Source organism: Streptomyces sp. NPDC107654, assembly GCF_055639035.1.
Genome location: NZ_JBVKBI010000025.1, coordinates 1 through 17,150 on the forward strand (window position 1 = coordinate 1; position 17,150 = coordinate 17,150).

Here is a 17,150-nt window from a genome sequence, read left to right on the forward strand (position 1 = left end):
CTGGCGTTGATTTTTGGCACGCTGTTGAGTTCTCAAGGAACGGTCGCTTCCTTTGTACTCACCCTCTCGGGCTTTCCTCCGGGCGCTTCCCTTCGATGTTTCAAACTCTATCAGGGTTTTTCCGTCTCCCTGACCACTCCCCTGCGAGCATGCAGAAGGAGATCCAGAGATAGGATCCGATGAGTTTGGGTGCTGCGAGGAGCCAGGATACTTTCGCATGCCTCACTGCCCCCGGCAGGAGTACGACAGTACACGCAGCCGTGAAGGCGGTGCAAATCCGTCGAGCTGGTGGTCTAGACCACTACCTGGTAGCTTCCATCCGGAACCGCCACTTCACATGACATACGCTGCTGCTCAGTGCGCCGTCCGGGACTGCCAGTGACGGCCCCTGAACAGCTCCACTCCCTGGGAGGCTTCCCATGACCACCGTGACGTCCCCTGTTGCCGGGCGTGCCATCGGATTGGCCGCTGTGCCGGATCCGGTCTTCTCCGGGGCCATGGTCGGCCCGGGTACCGCCATCGACCCCGTGCGTGAGCCCTCCCAGGCCGTGGCGCCCGTGGACGGCGTCATCGTCTCCCTGCACCCGCACGCGTTCGTCGTGGTCGACGACAGTGGTCACGGTGTGCTCACCCACCTCGGCATCGACACCGTCCAGCTCAACGGCGAGGGCTTCGAGCTGCTCGTCAACAAGGGCGACACCGTGACCCGGGGCCAGGCGGTCGTGCGCTGGGACCCCGCCGCCGTCGAGGCCGCCGGCAAGTCCCCGGTGTGTCCGATCGTCGCGCTGGAAGCCTCGGCCGAGTCCCTCTCCGATCTCCGTGACAGCGGTGATGTGAAGACCGGCGACAGCCTCTTCTCCTGGAACTGACAGCGGGGCTGCCGTAGGGCGGCGAACAGGACAACCATCGCGGCGGCGGGACCCGCCGCACTATCGGAGACGGGTGAGATGGAGACAACCCTGCGAGGCGTCGGCGTGAGCCATGGTGTGGCGATCGGCGAGGTCCGGCACATGGGCACGGCGGTGCTGGAGCCGCCGGCGAAGCAGATTCCCGCCGAGGACGCGGAACGGGAGCAGGGGCGCGCCCGCCAGGCGGTGGATGCGGTGGCCGCCGACCTGATGGCGCGCGGCAACCTGGCCGGGGGCGAGGCCCAGGCGGTGCTCGAGGCGCAGGCCATGATGGCCCAGGACCCCGAGCTGATGGCGGACGTGGACCGGCGGATCGCCGTCGGCAGCACCGCCGAGCGTGCCGTGTACGACGCCTTCGCGGCGTACCGGGAGTTGCTGGCCGGTGCCGGGGAGTACCTCGCCGGGCGCGTGGCCGACCTCGATGACGTGCGGAACCGTATCGTCGCCCGGCTGCTGGGCGTTCCGATGCCGGGTGTGCCGGACAGCGACGAGCCCTATGTCCTGGTGGCCCGGGATCTGGCTCCGGCCGACACGGCTTTGCTGGACCCGTCTCTGGTGCTCGGTTTCGTGACCGAGGAGGGGGGTCCGACCAGCCACAGCGCCATCCTGGCGCGGGCGCTGGGGGTGCCGGCCGTGGTGGCTCTGCCGGGTGCCGGTGAGCTGGCCGAGGGCACGATGATCGCTGTCGACGGCAGCACCGGTGATGTCTTCGTGAATCCCAGCCGGGAGAAGAAGGCGGAGCTGGAGGCCGCGGCCGCCGAGCGCAAAGCCGCGCTCGCCGCTTCGACGGGTCCCGGTGCGACCGCGGACGGGCACAAGGTGCCGCTGCTGGCCAACGTGGGCGGGCCCGCGGATGTGCCGGCGGCCCTGGAGGCCGGGGCCGAGGGCGTCGGTCTGTTCCGTACCGAGTTCCTGTTCCTGGACGACAGCAAGAACGCTCCTTCCGAGGAGAAGCAGGTGGAGGCCTACCGGCAGGTGCTGGAGGCGTTCCCCGAGGGTCGTGTGGTCGTGCGGGTGCTGGACGCGGGCGCCGACAAGCCGCTGGACTTCCTGACGCCGGCGGACGAGCCGAACCCGGCGCTGGGCGTGCGGGGGCTGCGGACGCTGCTCGACCACCCCGAGGTTCTGCGCACCCAGCTGACGGCGCTGGCGAAGGCCGCCGAGGGCCTGCCCGTCTACCTTGAGGTCATGGCGCCGATGGTGGCGGACCGCAGGGACGCGAAGGCCTTCGCCGATGCCTGCCGTGAGGCGGGTCTGCGGGCCAAGTTCGGCGCGATGGTGGAGATCCCGTCGGCCGCGCTGCGGGCGCGCTCGATCCTGCAGGAGGTGGAGTTCCTGTCGCTGGGGACCAACGACCTCGCGCAGTACACCTTCGCCGCGGACCGGCAGGTGGGCGCGGTGTCGCGCCTGCAGGACCCGTGGCAGCCGGCGCTGCTCGACCTGGTGGCGCTGTCCGCCGAGGCGGCCAAGGCCGAGGGGAAGAGCTGCGGGGTGTGCGGTGAGGCCGCGTCCGATCCGCTGCTGGCCTGTGTGCTGACGGGTCTTGGTGTCACCTCCCTCTCCATGGGTTCGGCGTCGATTCCGTACGTCCGCGCGACGCTGGCGAAGTACACGCTGGCGCAGTGCGAGCGGGCCGCGGCCGCGGCGCGTGCGGCGGACAGCGCCGAGGAGGCACGCAGCGCGGCGCAGGCGGTGCTGTCCGGCGAGTAGGCCGTACCGGCGCCTGCGGGATGCCGGGTTCAGGGGCGTCCTGCCTTCGGGCGGGGCGCCCCTGCTGTTTTCCTGTACTCGTTCTGCCGCTCAGTGACGGTGGTCCGGGGCAGTGCTCTCCTCTCCGAGGGCCGGGGGCTCGCGGTAGTCGACGCCGGACTCCGGAGGAATGAGGTCGCCGGACTCGACGTCGGTGCAGTAGGCGTCGAAGACCTCCGAGGCCGTCAGTGGTTCCATGGCGCCGCCGCGCAGTCGCCAGCCGTAGACGCGGTCGGCCGTGCCGGGGGTGCTGGTGCGCATGACGAGTCCGCCGGGGCTGCGGGTCGCCAGGCCCAGGGCGAGGACGCTGGTGAATTCCAGGGCCTCGGCCTCGTCCAGACGGGTCGCGCCCTGGGGGTCCTGGTCGGCGTGCAGGACGGACACCAGGGTGTCCGGTGGTCCGGAGACGCTGCAGACGAGGTGCCGGTCGCCGGGCGGGGCGGTGTCGAGGATGCGGACCAGGATTCCGGAGGCGCGGGTGAAGGCCGCCCTGCCGATGTCCTCGCCGCAGGTCGGGCAGGGGCCGAGGCGGGTGAGGAGGGTGGTGGAGTACTCCCAGGTGGCCTGGCGGACGGCTTCGTCGACGAGTGCGGGCAGGAGGTCGGCGAGCGGGCGGCCGTCGTAGGGGACGGTGGGGCCGGTGGCCGCGAGTTCCGCGGTGTACCGGGTCCGGCTGGCCTGGGCTTCCGGGTCGAGGCCGGTGTCCGCGCAGTAGGCGGCGTAGTCCTCGGGGTCGAACAGGGCGAGTGTGGTGTGGGTGCCCTGTGCGGCACGGGCCCTGAGTACGGCCTCCAGTTGCCGGAGGTAGGTCGCGTGGTCGTCGAAGGTGAAGCTCCGGTAGCGCCGCATGGCGCGGAAGTCGTGGTCGTCGGTGAGTACGCCGATGGTGCCGGCGATCTCGCGGCGCAGGACGCGTCGCATGGTCTGGTGGTCGGTGTGCGCCATGATTTCCCCCAATGCGCAGTCGATCAATGCTCACTCACCGTAACCGGCGGCACTGACAATGGCAGTGCCGCCGGCGGCTGCGGATCGGTCGACGGGGGCGTCCGCGCAGGTCACGGGGGCATGACCGAGCAGGAAGGCGGATGCGGAGGGTGATGCTCCGCTGGGGTCAGGTGCGCTTGCGGGCGAGTTCCTCGTAGAAGCCGAGCAGGGCGAGGTTGTCGATGGAGCCGGGGTTGACCGCCTTGTCCAGGGGGGTGCCCTGGAGCAGGCGCTTGACGGGGACCTCGATGCGTTTGCCGGTGAGGGTGTGCGGGATGCCGGGGACCTCGATGATCTCGTCGGGGACGTGGCGGGGTGAGAGCTGTTCCCGGATGGCCCGCTTGACGCGGTCGAGGAGTGCCTCGTCCAGGACGGCACCCGGCGCGAGGTGCACGAACAGGGGCATCCAGTAGCCGCCGTCGGGCTGTTCGATGCCGATGACGAGGGATTCCCTGATCTCGGGCAGGCGCTCGACGACCTCGTAGATGTCGGCCGAGCCCATGCGCACGCCCTGCCGGTTGAGGGTGGAGTCGGAGCGGCCGTGGATGATCACACTGCCGCGGGAGGTGACGGTGATCCAGTCGCCGTGGCGCCAGACTCCGGGATAGGTGTCGAAGTAGCTTTCGTGGTAGCGGCTGCCGTCGGGGTCGTTCCAGAAGTGGATCGGCATGGAGGGCATGGGCTGGGTGACGACGAGTTCGCCGACCTCGTCCACGAGGGGCTTGCCGCTCGGGTCCCAGGACTGCAGGTCGGTGCCGAGGCCGGGGGCCTGGAGCTCGCCGGTGTGGACCGGGAGGGTGGGTACGGCGCCGGCGAAGCAGGAGCAGACGTCCGTGCCGCCGCTGACGGACGCGATCCACAGGTCGGCCCCGCTCTCGGCGAACTCGTCGTGCAGCCAGCGGAAGCCGTCGGGGGGCAGCGGGGAGCCGGTGGTGGCGACGCACTTCACCTGGGACAGGTCGTGGTCGCGGGCGGGGTGGACGCCGGCCTTGCGGCAGGCCATGACGTAGGCGGCGGAGGTGCCGTAGAGGGTGGCTGCGGTGCGTTCGGCGACCCGCCACTGGGCTCCGGTGTCCGGGTGGCCGGGGCTGCCGTCGTAGAGGACGATCGTGGTGCCCGTGAGCAGGCCGGAGACGAGGAAGTTCCACATCATCCAGCCGGTCGAGGTGTACCAGAAGAAACGGTCCTCGGGGCCGAGGTCGCAGTGCAGGCCGAGCTGCTTCAGGTGCTCGACCAGGATGCCGCCCTGGGACTGGACGATGGCCTTGGGCAGGCCGGTCGTGCCGGAGGAGTACAGCACCCACAGCGGATGGTCGAACGGGACCTGTTCGAACACCGGCTCGGTGTCCCCCGCCGTCAACGCCGACCACTCCAGGGCGCCCTCGGGGGCCTCGGTGCCCAGCAGGGGGACGTGGACGACGGCGCGCAGGGTGGGCAGCTCGCGGCGCAGCTCGGCGACGGTCTCGCGGCGGTCGTGCTGCTTGCCGCCGTAACGGTAGCCGTCGACGGTGAACAGGACGACGGGTTCGACCTGCTGGAAGCGGTCGAGGACGCTGCGGGCGCCGAAGTCGGGGGCGCAGGAGGTCCAGACGGCGCCCACGGCGGCCGTGGCCAGGAGGGCGACGACGGCCTGGGGGATGTTGGGGAGGTAGCCGCTGACGCGGTCGCCGGGGCGCACGCCGAGGGCGCGGAGTCCGGCGGCGAGGGAGCCCACCTGGCGGCGCAGCTCGGACCAGGTCACCGGGCGCGGTTCGTGTGTCTCGTCCACGTACAGGAGGGCGGGTTCGTCAGCTCGGTCGGCCGCGGCGCGCAGGGCGTGTTCGGCGTAGTTGAGGGTGGCTCCCCGGAACCACTCGGCGCCGGGCATCGCGCGGTCGCCGAGCACGCGCGTGTAGGGGGTCGAGAACCGTACGTCGAACCACTCCGTGACGGCCTTCCAGAAGGTGTCCAGCTCGTCGATGGACCACTGGTGCAGGGCCGGGTACCCGCCTTCGGCCGGCGCGCCGTGGTGTTCGGCGGCCCATGCCTGGAACCGGGTGATGCGGGCCTGGGCGATCCGCTGGGGATCGGGCTGCCAGAGCGGCTGGGGGTTCGCGGTCGACATTGAAGCGGCTCCCGGGCTGTGCGCGTCGTGTGCGTCGGTCCGCGCACGGGCTGGGGTGTGCGCGTGACGCGGCTGACAGGGACGATGCCATGTGATCGACTTCTGCACCAGGGTGCGCCCCACATAGTCCTTGTCATGAAGATGTGGCCCGGGCACGGGTGAACGGCAGTTGAACGACACGCGCGCGTGGGGCGCTCAGTGGCAGGGTGAGCAGCATGGACGGTCGTGACCTGGTGCGTTCGGTGAGTGTGGTCGGTTCGGGGAGGGCGGCTCTGGGGTTGCGTACCGTGCGTGCCTCGTGGCGCAGGAGGCGTCTCGACGCCGCCGGGCTGCCGAGGCGGGGGCCCGAGCGGGCTCGCGTGCCGGGGCAGGTGCAGGAGACGGAGCCGGGTCCGGGAGGTGGTGTGATCCGGTTCGCCCGCTCGGAGCTGCGGATCGTCGTGGCCGCGAACGGTGCGGTCTTCTGGGGGTGGGACGGGGCGGGTCCGCAGCCGTCGTACGCGCTGGCGGGAAGCGGTCCCGAGCCGGATCCACGGGCGGTGCTGGAGCCGGACAAGGACGGCGGCTGGCGGGTGGTGGCCGAGCGGATGACGGTCGCCGTGTCGCGGCACGGCGCGGTGCAGGTGTGCACGCCGGGCGGGGTGATGCTGCGGCGGGACCTGCCGCCGCGCTGGTGGGAGCCGGTCGACGGGGGCGCGGGCCGGTGGATGCAGCGGTCGGAGGTGGCGGCGGACGCCCGGTTCTTCGGCCTGGGCGGGCGCGCGTCGGGGCCCCGGCTGCGCAACGGCAGGTACCGGCTGTGGAACACCGATCCCGGCCGTGCGTTCGGGCCCGGTGACGATCCGCTGTATCTGACGATGCCGGTGCAGTTGGTGGTGGCGGACGCCGGTACGCATGTGGTGTTCCATGACACCACCTGGGACGGCACGGTGGTCCTGCGGGAGGGCGAGGAGGGCGCCGGGTCCGGGCACGACCGGCCGGGTCACTGCGAGGTGCGGATGGACGGCGGTCCGCTGCGCTGCTGGGTGGCGGTGGGGACTCCCGCGCGCGTGCTGCACACGTGGGCCGCGCTGACCGGGGCGCCGGCGCTGCCGCCCGCGTGGGCGCTGGGCCATCACCACGCGCGCTGGGGTTTCGGCAGCGAGCAGGAGGTGCGCCGGATCGTCGCGGGCTACCAGGAGCGCGGACTGCCGCTGGACGCCGTGCACCTCGACATCGACCACTTCGACGAGCGCCGGGTGTTCACAGTCGACCAGGAGCGCTTCCCGAAGCTGCCGGTGCTGGCGGACGAGCTGCGCCGGGACGGTGTCCGGCTGGTGTCGACCGTCGATCCGGCGGTGCGGGCGGAGCCGGGCAACGCGGTGTACGAGAGCGGTTCGGCGGTGGACGCGTTCGTGCGGGACGGGCAGGACCGGCCGGTGCGGGCGGTCGGGTGGGCGGGCGAGTCGGTGTTCCCGGATTTCACGCACGCGCGCGTGCGTGCGTGGTGGGGCGGACTCTACGAGGAGCGGCTGGGGCAGGGCTTCGCGGGGTTCTGGCACGACGTGAACGAACCGACGTCGTTCAGCGCCTTCGGTGAGTCGACCCTGCCGCGTTCGGCGCGGCACGCTCTGGAGGGGCGCGGCGGCGACCACCGGGAAGCGCACAACGTGTACGCGCTGTGCATGGCCCGGGCCGCCTACGAGGGGCTGCGCGAGCTGGTGCCCGGGGAGCGGCCCTTCCTGTTCTCGCGATCGGGGTGGGCGGGGCTGCAGCGGTACGGCGGTACGTGGTCCGGGGACGTGGCGACGGGCTGGCCGGGGCTGCGGGCGTCGCTGTCGCTGGTGCTGGGCCTGGGGCTGTGCGGGGTGCCGTACTCGGGTCCGGACGTGGGCGGTTTCGACGGGAGTCCGTCTCCGGAGCTGTACCTGCGGTGGTTCCAGCTGGGCGCCCGTCTGCCGCTGTTCCGCACCCACGCGAGCCTGCGGGCCGGGCGCAGGGAGCCGTGGGAGTTCGGTGCCGAGGTGCTGGAGCACGCGCGCGTGGCGCTGCTGGAGCGCCGGAGGCTGCTGCCGTACTTCGTGACGCTCGCGCATCTGGCCCGGCGGACGGGCGCGCCCTACGTCCGGCCGCTGTGGTGGGGGGCGCCGGAGGACCGGGCGCTGCGCGACTGCGAGGACGCGTTTCTGCTGGGCGACGGCCTCCTGGTGGCCCCGGTGCTGGAACCCGGTGTCGTCAGGCGTGCGGTGCAACTGCCGCGGGGCCGTTGGTACGACACGGTGACGGAGGAGGTCTACGAGGGCCCGGGACAGGTCACGGTGGAGGCACCGCTGTCCCGGATACCGGTGCTCGCGCGCGCGGGAGCGGTCCTGCCCGTGCGCGGCGCCGACGGCGCGCTGGAGCTGGAGGTGTGGGCACCCGCCCGGGGACGTACCGGGTCCGGGCTGGTGGTGCCGGACGCGGGCGACGGCTGGGACGAGCCGGAGATCGAACGCTACGTCGCCCGCCGGCAGGGCGGCCGGGTGGTGGTCACCCGGGACCGGGAGGACGGCGTGGCCGGACCGCCCTACCCGGTACGTCTGCGGGGGCTCGGCTGAACGGCCGGGCTCACACGTAGCGGCCCTCGAACCACGCCCTGACGGCCACCGTGTGCAGCGGGAAGGCGAGTTCCTCGGGCCTGCGCAGCAGGTGCCAGCCCTCGGTCTCGTCCGTGGGTGCGGAAGGCGGCAGCCCGTCGGCCGAGCGTTCCGGCAGCAGTCCGAACAGCAGCAGGTGCCCGTCGGGTGAACTCATGGCGTCCACGAGGCGCACGTCGCGGGCGGCCGCGTCGATGCCGGTCTCTTCCTTGAGTTCGCGTACGACGGCCTGCTTCCAGTCCTCGCGGTCGTCGACGTAACCACCGGGCAGGGCCGTGCCTCCGCGCGCGGGGGCGACGGTACGGGTGATGACGACCAGTGCCGTTCCCTTGGTGTCGTACACGGGCTGAAGTGCGACCGCGACCGGCAGCGGGTTGCGGTAGGCGACGGTTCCGCAGGACGGGCAGGTGCGGGGCCAGCCGCTAACGCCCTCTCCAAAGGGCGCGCCGCAGCTCGAACAGTGGGAGTTCGGCGCGGAATTGGCAATTGAGTGCTGAGTTTCGGACACGCGCGGACTGTATCCGATCAGGGGAGGGACGCGTTCCGGCAGCGACGCGCCATGAACGGGCGCAACGGGAAGGGGCGGCCGGAATCACCCCCGTCGGTCCCGGCCGCCCCTCGTGTACCACGACGCAGTGGGGTGCCGTTCGGTTCACGGAAACGGCCTGCCCATTTCCGGTCGCCCGTGACACACTCCTGACGCTTCGTCAGATCTGTCACAGGGAGGAACGTTGCCGCACACACGCAAGCCCGCGGTCGTCGGCTGGTTCACCGGTGAGGGTGACGGCTTCCGGCTCCTGGGCACCCGCTGCACGGCCTGCACCTCGGTCTTCTTCCCGCGCGAGGACGTCCACTGCCGCAACCCGCACTGCGCGGGCGGCCGCCTGGAAGAGGTCCCGCTGTCACGGAAGGGGCGAATCTGGTCGTACACCGACAGCCGGTACCGTCCGCCGTCACCCTATGTGAGCGATCCGGAACTTCCGTGGGAGCCGTACTCGTTGATCGCGGTGGAGCTGGGCGCCGAGCGGATCGTGGTGCTGGGGCAGGCGGCTCCCGGCGTCACCGTGGCCGATCTGACGGTGGGCATGGAGGTGGAGGTCGTCCCCGGGGTGCTTCATCGGGACGCGGAGACGACCTGGACGATCTGGCACTGGCGGCCGACGGAGGTGACGGCATGACTCACGACGTGGCGGTCCTCGGTGCGGGTATGCACCCGTGGGGCAAGTGGGGCCGGGGCTTCGCGGAATACGGGACGGCGGCGGCCCGCGCGGCGCTCGCGGACGCCGGTCTCGACTGGCGCGACATCGGCTCCGTGGTGGGCGCGGAGACGGTGCGCGGCGGATATCCGGGACATGTCGCGGGGGCCACGTTCGCCAGGGCCCTGGGCTGGCAGGGAGCCAGGGTGAGCAGTGTGTACGCGGCGTGCGCGTCCGGGGCCCAGGCCATCGCCGCCGCGCGGTCCCAGATCCTCGCCGGCCTCACGGACGTCGTCCTCGTGGTGGGCGCGGACGCCGCGCCGAAGGGCTTCTTCCGACCCGCGGGCGGGGACCGTCCCGACGATCCGGACTGGCTGCGCTTCCGTCTGCTGGGCGCGACGAATCCGGCCTACTTCGGGCTGTACGCACGGCGGCGGATGGCGGTGCACGGGGACACCCCGGAGGACTTCGCGCTGGTCAAGGTGAAGAACGCCGCGCTCGGAGCGCTCAATCCGTACGCCCGGTACCGCAAGCGGGTCACCGCAGAGGAGGTGGCCGCCTCCGCGGTGGTCGCGGATCCGCTGCGGCTGCTGGACATCTGCGCCACGTCCGACGGCGGGGCCGCCCTGGTGCTGTCCAGCCTGGACTTCGCACACCGGCACGGTGCCGTCCGGCCGGTGCGGATCCGGGCGGTGTCGACGGTGACGCCCCGCTTCCCGAACACGGTGCTGGACCTGCCGGACATCGCCACGGACTCCGCGGTCGCGGTGGCGCCCGCGGCGGAGGCCTTCCGCGTGTCCATCGCCGGGGCCGCCTACGAGGAGGCGGGCATCGGTCCCGAGGACCTGTCCCTGGCGGAGGTGTACGACCTGTCCACCGCGCTGGAGTTGCAGTGGTACGAGGACCTGGGGCTCTGCGGCGAGGGCGAGGGCGCGAAGCTGCTCCGGGAGGGCGTGACCGCCCCGGGCGGCCGGATCCCCGTGAACACCAGCGGCGGGCTGGCCTCCTTCGGTGAGGCGGTTCCGGCGCAGGCCATCGCCCAGGTCTGCGAGCTGACCTGGCAGTTGAGAGGCACGGCGGGGGACCGTCAGGTCGCCGGGGCACGGGTGGGGATCACCGCCAACCAGGGGCTGTTCGGGCACGGCTCGTCGGTGGTCGCCGTGCGGTGAGCGGGGCCGGGTCGGTGTCTCATACGCGCGGGAGCCCCCTGGGCGGCGCCCACGCTGTGTGATCAGCCCGGAATCCTGCGTGAACGTCTCATGAACTGCGCCTGGGCGCACGCGGGCAGCGCCATCATGCTCCCGTGCACTCCTGGACGGATAATCTCCGCTTCGCCTTCCAGCCGGTGGTGAACCTGAGGACGGGCGCGGTCGCCGCACTGGAGACACTCGCCCGCCCGGAGACCGGCGACGTCCTGGCCGAGGCCCGCCGGAATCCGGAACTGGACGGCAGGCTGACCGTGCTGGCCCTCCGCGCGGCGGCCCGCAAAGAGACGCTGCTGCCGCTGCACCTGAACGTGTTCGCGGCCACGCTCGCCGACCTCGGCGGTCTCACACCGCTGCGCGACGCCGTGCGCGCGGCGGGACGCATGACCTGGGAGGTGACGCTCGACATCGTCCCGCCCTACACGCACGTGCCTCAGCGGGCCCTGCTGGAGGCGGTGGCCGCGCTGCGCGAACAGGGGTTCCGGATCAGCGCGGACGGCATCGGCGACGGCGACGTACCGCTCAGACTGCTCACGGACCTCTCCCCCGACCTGGTCAAACTCGATGCCTCGCTGCTGGCCCGGCCGGCCGCGGTCCGGGCGATGCGGACGCTGTGCGAGGAACTGGGCGCTCTGGTGGCGGTGGAGGGCGTGGAGACCGAACTCCAGTGTGCGGCCGCCCTGTCGGCCGGTGCCCAGTTGGCCCAGGGCGAGCTGTTCGCACCGCCGGCCCGGATTCCCGCAGCGGACGTATACGTTCCGCAGCTGCCCCCCGGTGCCGTGGACGCGCCCCGCTCCGGGCCGTCGGTGCGGGAGTTCGTGCGGCCCGCCGCCGTACTGCCGCCGACGGCCTCGGCGGGGCAGGTGCGAGCGCTTCTGACCGGCTCCCCGGACGTCTCGGGGGTGCTGCTGGTGGACCCGGCCGGCCGGCCCGTCCGCTCGGTGCACCGCTCGCGCTTCCTGCTGTCGATGTCCGGCCGCTACGGACACGCCCTGTACGCCGACCGGCCGGCCTTCAAGCTGGGTGACGCGCCCCGCACGGTCGGCGTCGACGCGACGGCGTGGGAGGTGCTGGACGTGGTGGCGGTCGGCGGCCGGGACCGGACCTCCGACGACGTGGCGGTGGTCGACGCACGCGGCCGGTGCGTGGGGGTCGTACGGCTGGCGGACCTGGTGCGGGCGCTGGCCGAGAGCCGGGTCGAGGAGGCCGCCGGACTCAACCCACTGACCCGGCTGCCCGGTTCGGACGCGATCGTGAGCGAGGTGGACCGGCGGATCTCCGACGGGTGCGCGTTCGCGCTCAGCTGGCTGGACATCGACCACTTCAAGCAGGTCAACGACGGTGCCGGGTTCGCCGCGGGCGACGAGCTGATCCGCGCGGTGGGCCGCGCGCTCCAGCAGGCGATCGGAGGGCACGCGCGCGTGGGGCACATCGGCGGGGACGACTTCCTGGTGCTGGCCGACGAGGAGGCGCTCGATCCGCTGGTGAAGGCCGTGCTGGACGCCCCCTGGGCGGCGGGCGGACGGCCGGTCACCCTCTCCCTGGCGACCGTCGTCTGCGGCCCAGGCAGCGTCGGCGACCATCACCAGGCCGCCGCCCGTCTCGCCCCGCTGAAGAAGGCCGCCAAGGCGCTGAACGGCGCCAGCTGGGTGCTCGGGCGCGCCGGGCTCCCCGGCCACGAGGTCCGGCGCGGCGGCCCGGGGCCGGCGCCGACGCCGGCCGGTTACGCGGCCGCCGAGCCGGGCTGGTGAAACGGCCGTTCCGTACGCGTCCGTTGCCGCGAACCGGCACGGCCGAGCCCCGGAGAGCCTCCGTGTCAGCGTCGCTGCCGGCGACCTTGCCGCCCGGATCCGGCCCCGCGTGTCGGAGACGACCTGCCCGGGCGCCGCGTACCGGGCCGGTCTGGCCACGGGTGTGTGGAACGGCCTGGTCGGCTGACGTCGGACCGGCGTCAGGACGCCGAGTAGCCGCCCGCGATGGAGGAGTCGGTCCACGACCGCGAGTACCGCGACTGGCGCAGGGCGGTGGACAAGAGCGTGGGGTGGCCGACGGAGGACGGGCACGCGGAGGCGTGGAAGTCCGCCCACGCGCGCGTGGGCGCTTCGCACAGGACCACGACGGCCCGTACACCCCGGTCGGCGGGGTACGGGCCGTGCGTGCCGATCAGCCGGGCACGGCCTGGCGGTGGTCGGCCGCGTACTCCATCGCGTGCCGGACGAGTCCGATGAGCACCTCCTTGACCGACTCCCGGTCGCGCGCGTCGCACAGCAGGACGGGCGCGTCGTCGTCCAGGTCGAGCGCCTGGCGAATGGACTCGGCGGGGTACCGGGCCGCTCCCTCGAAGCAGTTGACGGCGACGAGGAAGGGTATGGACCGGCGCTCGAAGTAGTCGACGGCGGCGAAGCAGTCCTCCAGGCGCCGGGTGTCGGCGAGGACGACGGCACCGAGCGCGCCCTCGGACAGTTCGTCCCACATGAACCAGAACCGCTCCTGCCCGGGCGTCCCGAAGAGGTAGAGCACCAGGTCCTCGCGGACGGTGATGCGGCCGAAGTCCATGGCCACCGTGGTGGTGTGCTTGCCCTCCACACCGCTGATGTCGTCGACGGGCCGCCCGGCCTCGGTGAGCAGTTCCTCGGTACGCAGCGGCCTGATCTCACTGACCGCGCCGACGAGGGTGGTCTTGCCCACGCCGAAACCACCGGCCACGAGGATCTTGAGGGTGACGGGCTCGACCGGGGGCTTGCCGCGTTCAGAGCGCCCGAGGATCATCGGTTTCTTCTCCTGCTTGACGGGGGTCGGGCGACGGTCGGCCGTAGCCGCCGCCACCAGGGGTTTCGATGACGAGTACGTCGCCGGGGCCTACGTCGGCCGAACCGCTGCCGCCGAGGTCGGTGACCGTGCCGTCGGCTCGCTCCACCCGGCTGGCGCCGAGCGTTCCGGGGGCGCCGCCGGCCATGCCGTACGGGGGGACGCGGCGGTGCTGGGAGAGCGTGGAGACGGTCATCGGTTCGAGGAACCGGATGCGGCGGACGGCACCGTCGCCGCCGCGCCACCGTCCGGCGCCGCCGCTGCCGCGGCGGACGGCGAACTCCTCCAGGCGGACCGGCAACCGCCACTCCAGGACCTCCGGGTCGGTGAGGCGGGAGTTGGTCATGTGGGTCTGGACCACGTCGGCGCCGGGGAAACCGTCTCCGGCGCCGGACCCGGAGGCGACGGTTTCGTAGTACTGGTGCCGGTCGTTGCCGAAGGTGACGTTGTTCATGGTGCCGGAGCCCTCGGCCTGGACGCGGAGCGCGGCGTAGAGGGCGCCCGTGATGGCCTGCGAGGTCTCCACGTTGCCCGCCACGACGGCGGCGGGCGGTTCCGGAGCGAGCAGGGAGCCGGGCGGCACGACGATGTCCAGGGGGCGCAGGCATCCGTCGTTGAGCGGGATGTCGTCGGCGACCAGGGTGCGGAAGACGTACAGGACGGCCGCGTCGACGACCGCGAGGGGCGCGTTGAAGTTGGTGGCGAGCTGTGCGGAGGTGCCGGTGAAGTCGATGGTCGCCCGGCGTTCGGCGCGGTCGACGCGGACCCGGACCCGGATGACGGCGCCGGAGTCGGTCTCGTAGGCGTACTCGCCGTCGTCGAGGGCGTCGATGACGCGGCGCACGGCCTCCTCGGCGTTGTCCTGGACGTGCCGCATGTAGGCCTGGACGACGTCGAGGCCGAACTCCCCGATCATGCGGCGGACCTCGTCGACGCCCTTCTGGTTGGCGGCGATCTGCGCGCGCAGGTCGGCCAGGTTGGTGCGCGGGTTGCGGGACGGGTACGGCGCCTCTGTGAGCAGGCGGTGGGTCTCCTCCTCACGGAAGCGGCCGTTCTCGGCGAGGAGCCAGTCGTCGAAGAGGACGCCCTCCTCCTCGATGGTGCGGCTGTGGGCCGGCATGGAGCCCGGGGCGATACCGCCGATCTCCGCGTGGTGGCCGCGTGAGGCGACGTAGAAGAGGATCCGCGGCTCACTCTGCGTCTGCGAGGCCCGGTCGGTGTCGAAGACGGGGGTGATCACGGTGACGTCCGGCAGATGCGTGCCGCCGTGGTACGGGTCGTTGACGGCGTAGGCGTCGCCTGGGCGCATGGCGGAGCCGCGGCGGCGGATCACCTCTTTGACGCTGGTGCCCATGGAGCCCAGGTGGACGGGGATGTGGGGGGCGTTGGCCACCAGGTTCCCGTCCGGGTCGAACAGGGCGCAGGAGAAGTCCAGCCGCTCCTTGATGTTGACGGACTGGGCCGTGGACTCCAGCCGGGCGCCCATCTGCTCGGCGATCGACATGAAGAGGTTGTTGAAGACCTCAAGGAGAACCGGATCGGATTCCGTGTCGAGATCGGAACGCTCCGTGACCACCGTGCGTTCCATGAGCAGATGCCCGTCATCGGTCGCGGCGGCCCGCCAGCCGTCGTCCACGACGGTCGTGGCGCCGGACTCCGCGATGATCGCGGGTCCGGTGACGGTCTCGCCGGGAGGGAGGGCCTCCCGGCGGTGGAGGGGCACGTCGCGCCAGGCGCCGCCGGTGTGGAGACGGACGGTGCCGGGCGCTCGGGAGCGGCCCTCGTACGGGGCGAGGGCGGAGAGATCGGGGGGTGCGGTGAGGCCGGTGGCTTCGACGGAGAGGGCTTCCACGACGACCGGGCGGTCGAGGGTGAAGGAGTACGTGGCGCGATGACGTTCCTCGAAGGCGTGCCTCATGGCGTCGGGGTCGGCCAGCTCGACGGTGAGGGTGGTGTCGGTGCCGTCGTAGCGGAGCTGGGCGCGGCGCGTGACCTGGATGCGGTCCTCCGGGACGTCCTCGGTGACGAGTTCGGCGCGTGCGGCGGCCTCCAGGTCGTCGGCCGTCTTACGGATACCGGGCATGGCGGCGGCTTCCAGGTGCGCTTCCACGGACTGTTCGCGCATGGCCGTGGTGTCGGCGAGGCCGATACCGAGTGCGGAGAGCAGACCGGCCATGGGGGGTACGAGGACGGTGCGGATCCCGAGCGACTCGGCGACCCGGCACGCGTGCTGGCCCCCGGCGCCGCCGAAGGTGGTCAGGGCGTAGCGGGTGACGTCGTGGCCCTTCTGGACGGAGATCCGTTTCACGGCGTTGGCGATGTTGGCGACGGCGATCCGCAGGTAGCCCTCGGCCACCTGCTCCGGGGTGCGGTCGTCACCGGTGCGTTCGTGGATCTGGCGCGCGAGGGCGGTGAAGCGGTCACGGACGAGGACGGCGTCCAGCGGCTGGTCGCCGTCGGGCCCGAACACGGCGGGAAAGTGGGCGGGCTGGATGCGGCCGAGCATCAGGTTGGCGTCGGTGACGGTGAGCGGGCCGCCCGCGCGGTAGCAGGCGGGGCCGGGGTCGGCGCCGGCCGAGTCGGGGCCCACCCGGTAGCGGGAGCCGTCGAAGTGCAGGACGGAGCCGCCGCCCGCGGCGACGGTGTGGATGTCGAGCATGGGGGCGCGCAGCCGGACGCCCGCGATCTGGGTGGTGAAGACCCGCTCGTACTCGCCGGCGAAGTGCGAGACGTCGGTGGAGGTGCCGCCCATGTCGAAGCCGATGACGCGGTCGAAACCGGCCCGCTGCGACATGCGGGCCATGCCGACGATGCCGCCGGCCGGTCCGGAGAGGACGGCGTCCTTGCCGCGGAACTGCCCGGCCTCCGTCAGTCCGCCGTTGGACTGCATGAACATCAGCCGTACGCCACGCAGTTCGTCGGCGATGTGTCGCACGTAGCGGCGCAGCACGGGCGAGAGGTAGGCGTCCACGACGGCGGTGTCCCCGCGTGGGACGAGCTTCATCAGCGGGCTGACCTCGCTGGACAGCGAGATCTGCGGGAAACCGACGCGGGCGGCGAGTTCACCGACGGCGCGTTCGTGGCCGGGGTGGAGGTGGCTGTGCAGGCAGACGACGGCGATCGCGCGGATCCCGTCGGCGTAGGCCTCGCGGAGCGGGCCGGCCAGTGCGTCCAGATCGGGGGCGCGCAGGACGGCGCCGTCGGCGGCGACGCGCTCGTCGACCTCCACGACCCGTTCGTGGAGCAGCTCGGGCAGCTCGATGCGGCGGGCGAAGATGCGGGGGCGGTTCTGGTAGGCGATGCGCAGGGCGTCGCGGAAGCCTCGGGTGACGACGAGGAGGGTGCGTTCGCCCTTGCGTTCCAGCAGGGCGTTGGTGGCGACCGTGGTGCCCATGCGGACGGTTTCGACCGGCTCCGGGGCATCGCCGAGGAGCGCCCGCACGCCGGCCACGGCCGCGTCGGCGTACCGGGCCGGGTTGTCGGACAGCAGTTTGTGCGTGAGCAGGCGGCCGTCCGGGCGGCGCGCGACGATGTCGGTGAAGGTGCCGCCTCGGTCGACCCAGAACTGCCAGCCAGTCACG

The 17,150-nt window shown here is 72.3% G+C and carries 11 protein-coding genes and 1 pseudogene; 7 read left to right on the top strand and 5 right to left on the bottom strand.

Annotated elements, in window-relative coordinates:
• Positions 1-419: 419 nt before the first annotated feature.
• Both ACZ7N4_RS31855 and ptsP read left to right on the top strand, forming a co-directional pair.
• Complete coding sequence (locus ACZ7N4_RS31855; protein ID WP_471365252.1) at positions 420-869, top strand: PTS sugar transporter subunit IIA; 450 nt, start codon at positions 420-422, stop codon at positions 867-869.
• A gap of 78 nt (positions 870-947) precedes the next feature.
• Positions 948-2,618, top strand: coding sequence for a phosphoenolpyruvate--protein phosphotransferase (ptsP, locus tag ACZ7N4_RS31860; protein WP_471365255.1), 1,671 nt, complete (start codon positions 948-950; stop codon positions 2,616-2,618).
• A 90-nt stretch (positions 2,619-2,708) separates the two neighbouring features.
• On the opposite strand, the gene ACZ7N4_RS31865 is transcribed toward ptsP, so the two are convergent.
• Positions 2,709-3,602 (bottom strand): hypothetical protein, encoded by an 894-nt coding sequence (locus tag ACZ7N4_RS31865; RefSeq protein ID WP_471365258.1) that lies wholly within the window; start codon positions 3,600-3,602, stop codon positions 2,709-2,711.
• A gap of 166 nt (positions 3,603-3,768) precedes the next feature.
• Positions 3,769-5,745, bottom strand: coding sequence for an acetoacetate--CoA ligase (locus ACZ7N4_RS31870; RefSeq protein ID WP_471365262.1), 1,977 nt, complete (start codon positions 5,743-5,745; stop codon positions 3,769-3,771).
• A 215-nt stretch (positions 5,746-5,960) separates the two neighbouring features.
• Here ACZ7N4_RS31870 and ACZ7N4_RS31875 point away from each other — a divergent pair, with 215 nt between their 5' ends.
• On the top strand, positions 5,961-8,321 hold the full coding sequence (locus tag ACZ7N4_RS31875) for a glycoside hydrolase family 31 protein (protein ID WP_471365265.1): 2,361 nt from the start codon (positions 5,961-5,963) through the stop codon (positions 8,319-8,321).
• Positions 8,322-8,331: 10 nt separating this feature from the next.
• Here ACZ7N4_RS31875 and ACZ7N4_RS31880 read toward each other — a convergent pair whose 3' ends face one another.
• On the bottom strand, positions 8,332-8,868 hold the full coding sequence (locus ACZ7N4_RS31880) for an NUDIX domain-containing protein (RefSeq protein WP_471365267.1): 537 nt from the start codon (positions 8,866-8,868) through the stop codon (positions 8,332-8,334).
• Positions 8,869-9,091: 223 nt separating this feature from the next.
• Between ACZ7N4_RS31880 and ACZ7N4_RS31885 the strand changes: the two genes are divergently transcribed.
• The 4 genes and pseudogenes from ACZ7N4_RS31885 to ACZ7N4_RS31900 form a co-directional block, all read left to right on the top strand.
• On the top strand, positions 9,092-9,538 hold the full coding sequence (locus tag ACZ7N4_RS31885; protein ID WP_471365271.1) for a Zn-ribbon domain-containing OB-fold protein: 447 nt from the start codon (positions 9,092-9,094) through the stop codon (positions 9,536-9,538).
• Positions 9,535-10,725, top strand: a complete 1,191-nt coding sequence (locus ACZ7N4_RS31890; protein WP_471365274.1) for a lipid-transfer protein — start codon at positions 9,535-9,537, stop codon at positions 10,723-10,725. Before ACZ7N4_RS31885 ends, ACZ7N4_RS31890 begins: the two co-directional genes overlap by 4 nt.
• A 134-nt stretch (positions 10,726-10,859) precedes the next feature.
• Positions 10,860-12,512 (top strand): EAL domain-containing protein, encoded by a 1,653-nt coding sequence (locus ACZ7N4_RS31895; protein WP_471365277.1) that lies wholly within the window; start codon positions 10,860-10,862, stop codon positions 12,510-12,512.
• A gap of 97 nt (positions 12,513-12,609) precedes the next feature.
• A pseudogene (locus tag ACZ7N4_RS31900) lies at positions 12,610-12,818 on the top strand (glycerol kinase); the annotation flags it as partial.
• A gap of 106 nt (positions 12,819-12,924) precedes the next feature.
• Here the strand turns inward: ACZ7N4_RS31900 and ACZ7N4_RS31905 are convergent.
• Positions 12,925-13,530, bottom strand: coding sequence for a GTP-binding protein (locus ACZ7N4_RS31905; RefSeq protein ID WP_471365280.1), 606 nt, complete (start codon positions 13,528-13,530; stop codon positions 12,925-12,927).
• On the bottom strand, positions 13,511-17,149 hold the full coding sequence (locus tag ACZ7N4_RS31910; protein WP_471365283.1) for a hydantoinase B/oxoprolinase family protein: 3,639 nt from the start codon (positions 17,147-17,149) through the stop codon (positions 13,511-13,513). Before ACZ7N4_RS31910 ends, ACZ7N4_RS31905 begins: the two co-directional genes overlap by 20 nt.
• Between the last annotated feature and the right edge of the window lies 1 nt (position 17,150).

Coding starts and splice junctions, on each gene's coding strand:
- ACZ7N4_RS31870 (WP_471365262.1), bottom strand. CDS start 5,745: ATGTCGACCGCGAACCCCCAGCCGCTCTGGCAGCCCGATCCCCAGCGG.
- ACZ7N4_RS31875 (WP_471365265.1), top strand. CDS start 5,961: ATGGACGGTCGTGACCTGGTGCGTTCGGTGAGTGTGGTCGGTTCGGGG.
- ACZ7N4_RS31855 (WP_471365252.1), top strand. CDS start 420: ATGACCACCGTGACGTCCCCTGTTGCCGGGCGTGCCATCGGATTGGCC.
- ACZ7N4_RS31905 (WP_471365280.1), bottom strand. CDS start 13,530: ATGATCCTCGGGCGCTCTGAACGCGGCAAGCCCCCGGTCGAGCCCGTC.
- ACZ7N4_RS31890 (WP_471365274.1), top strand. CDS start 9,535: ATGACTCACGACGTGGCGGTCCTCGGTGCGGGTATGCACCCGTGGGGC.
- ACZ7N4_RS31865 (WP_471365258.1), bottom strand. CDS start 3,602: ATGGCGCACACCGACCACCAGACCATGCGACGCGTCCTGCGCCGCGAG.
- ptsP (WP_471365255.1), top strand. CDS start 948: ATGGAGACAACCCTGCGAGGCGTCGGCGTGAGCCATGGTGTGGCGATC.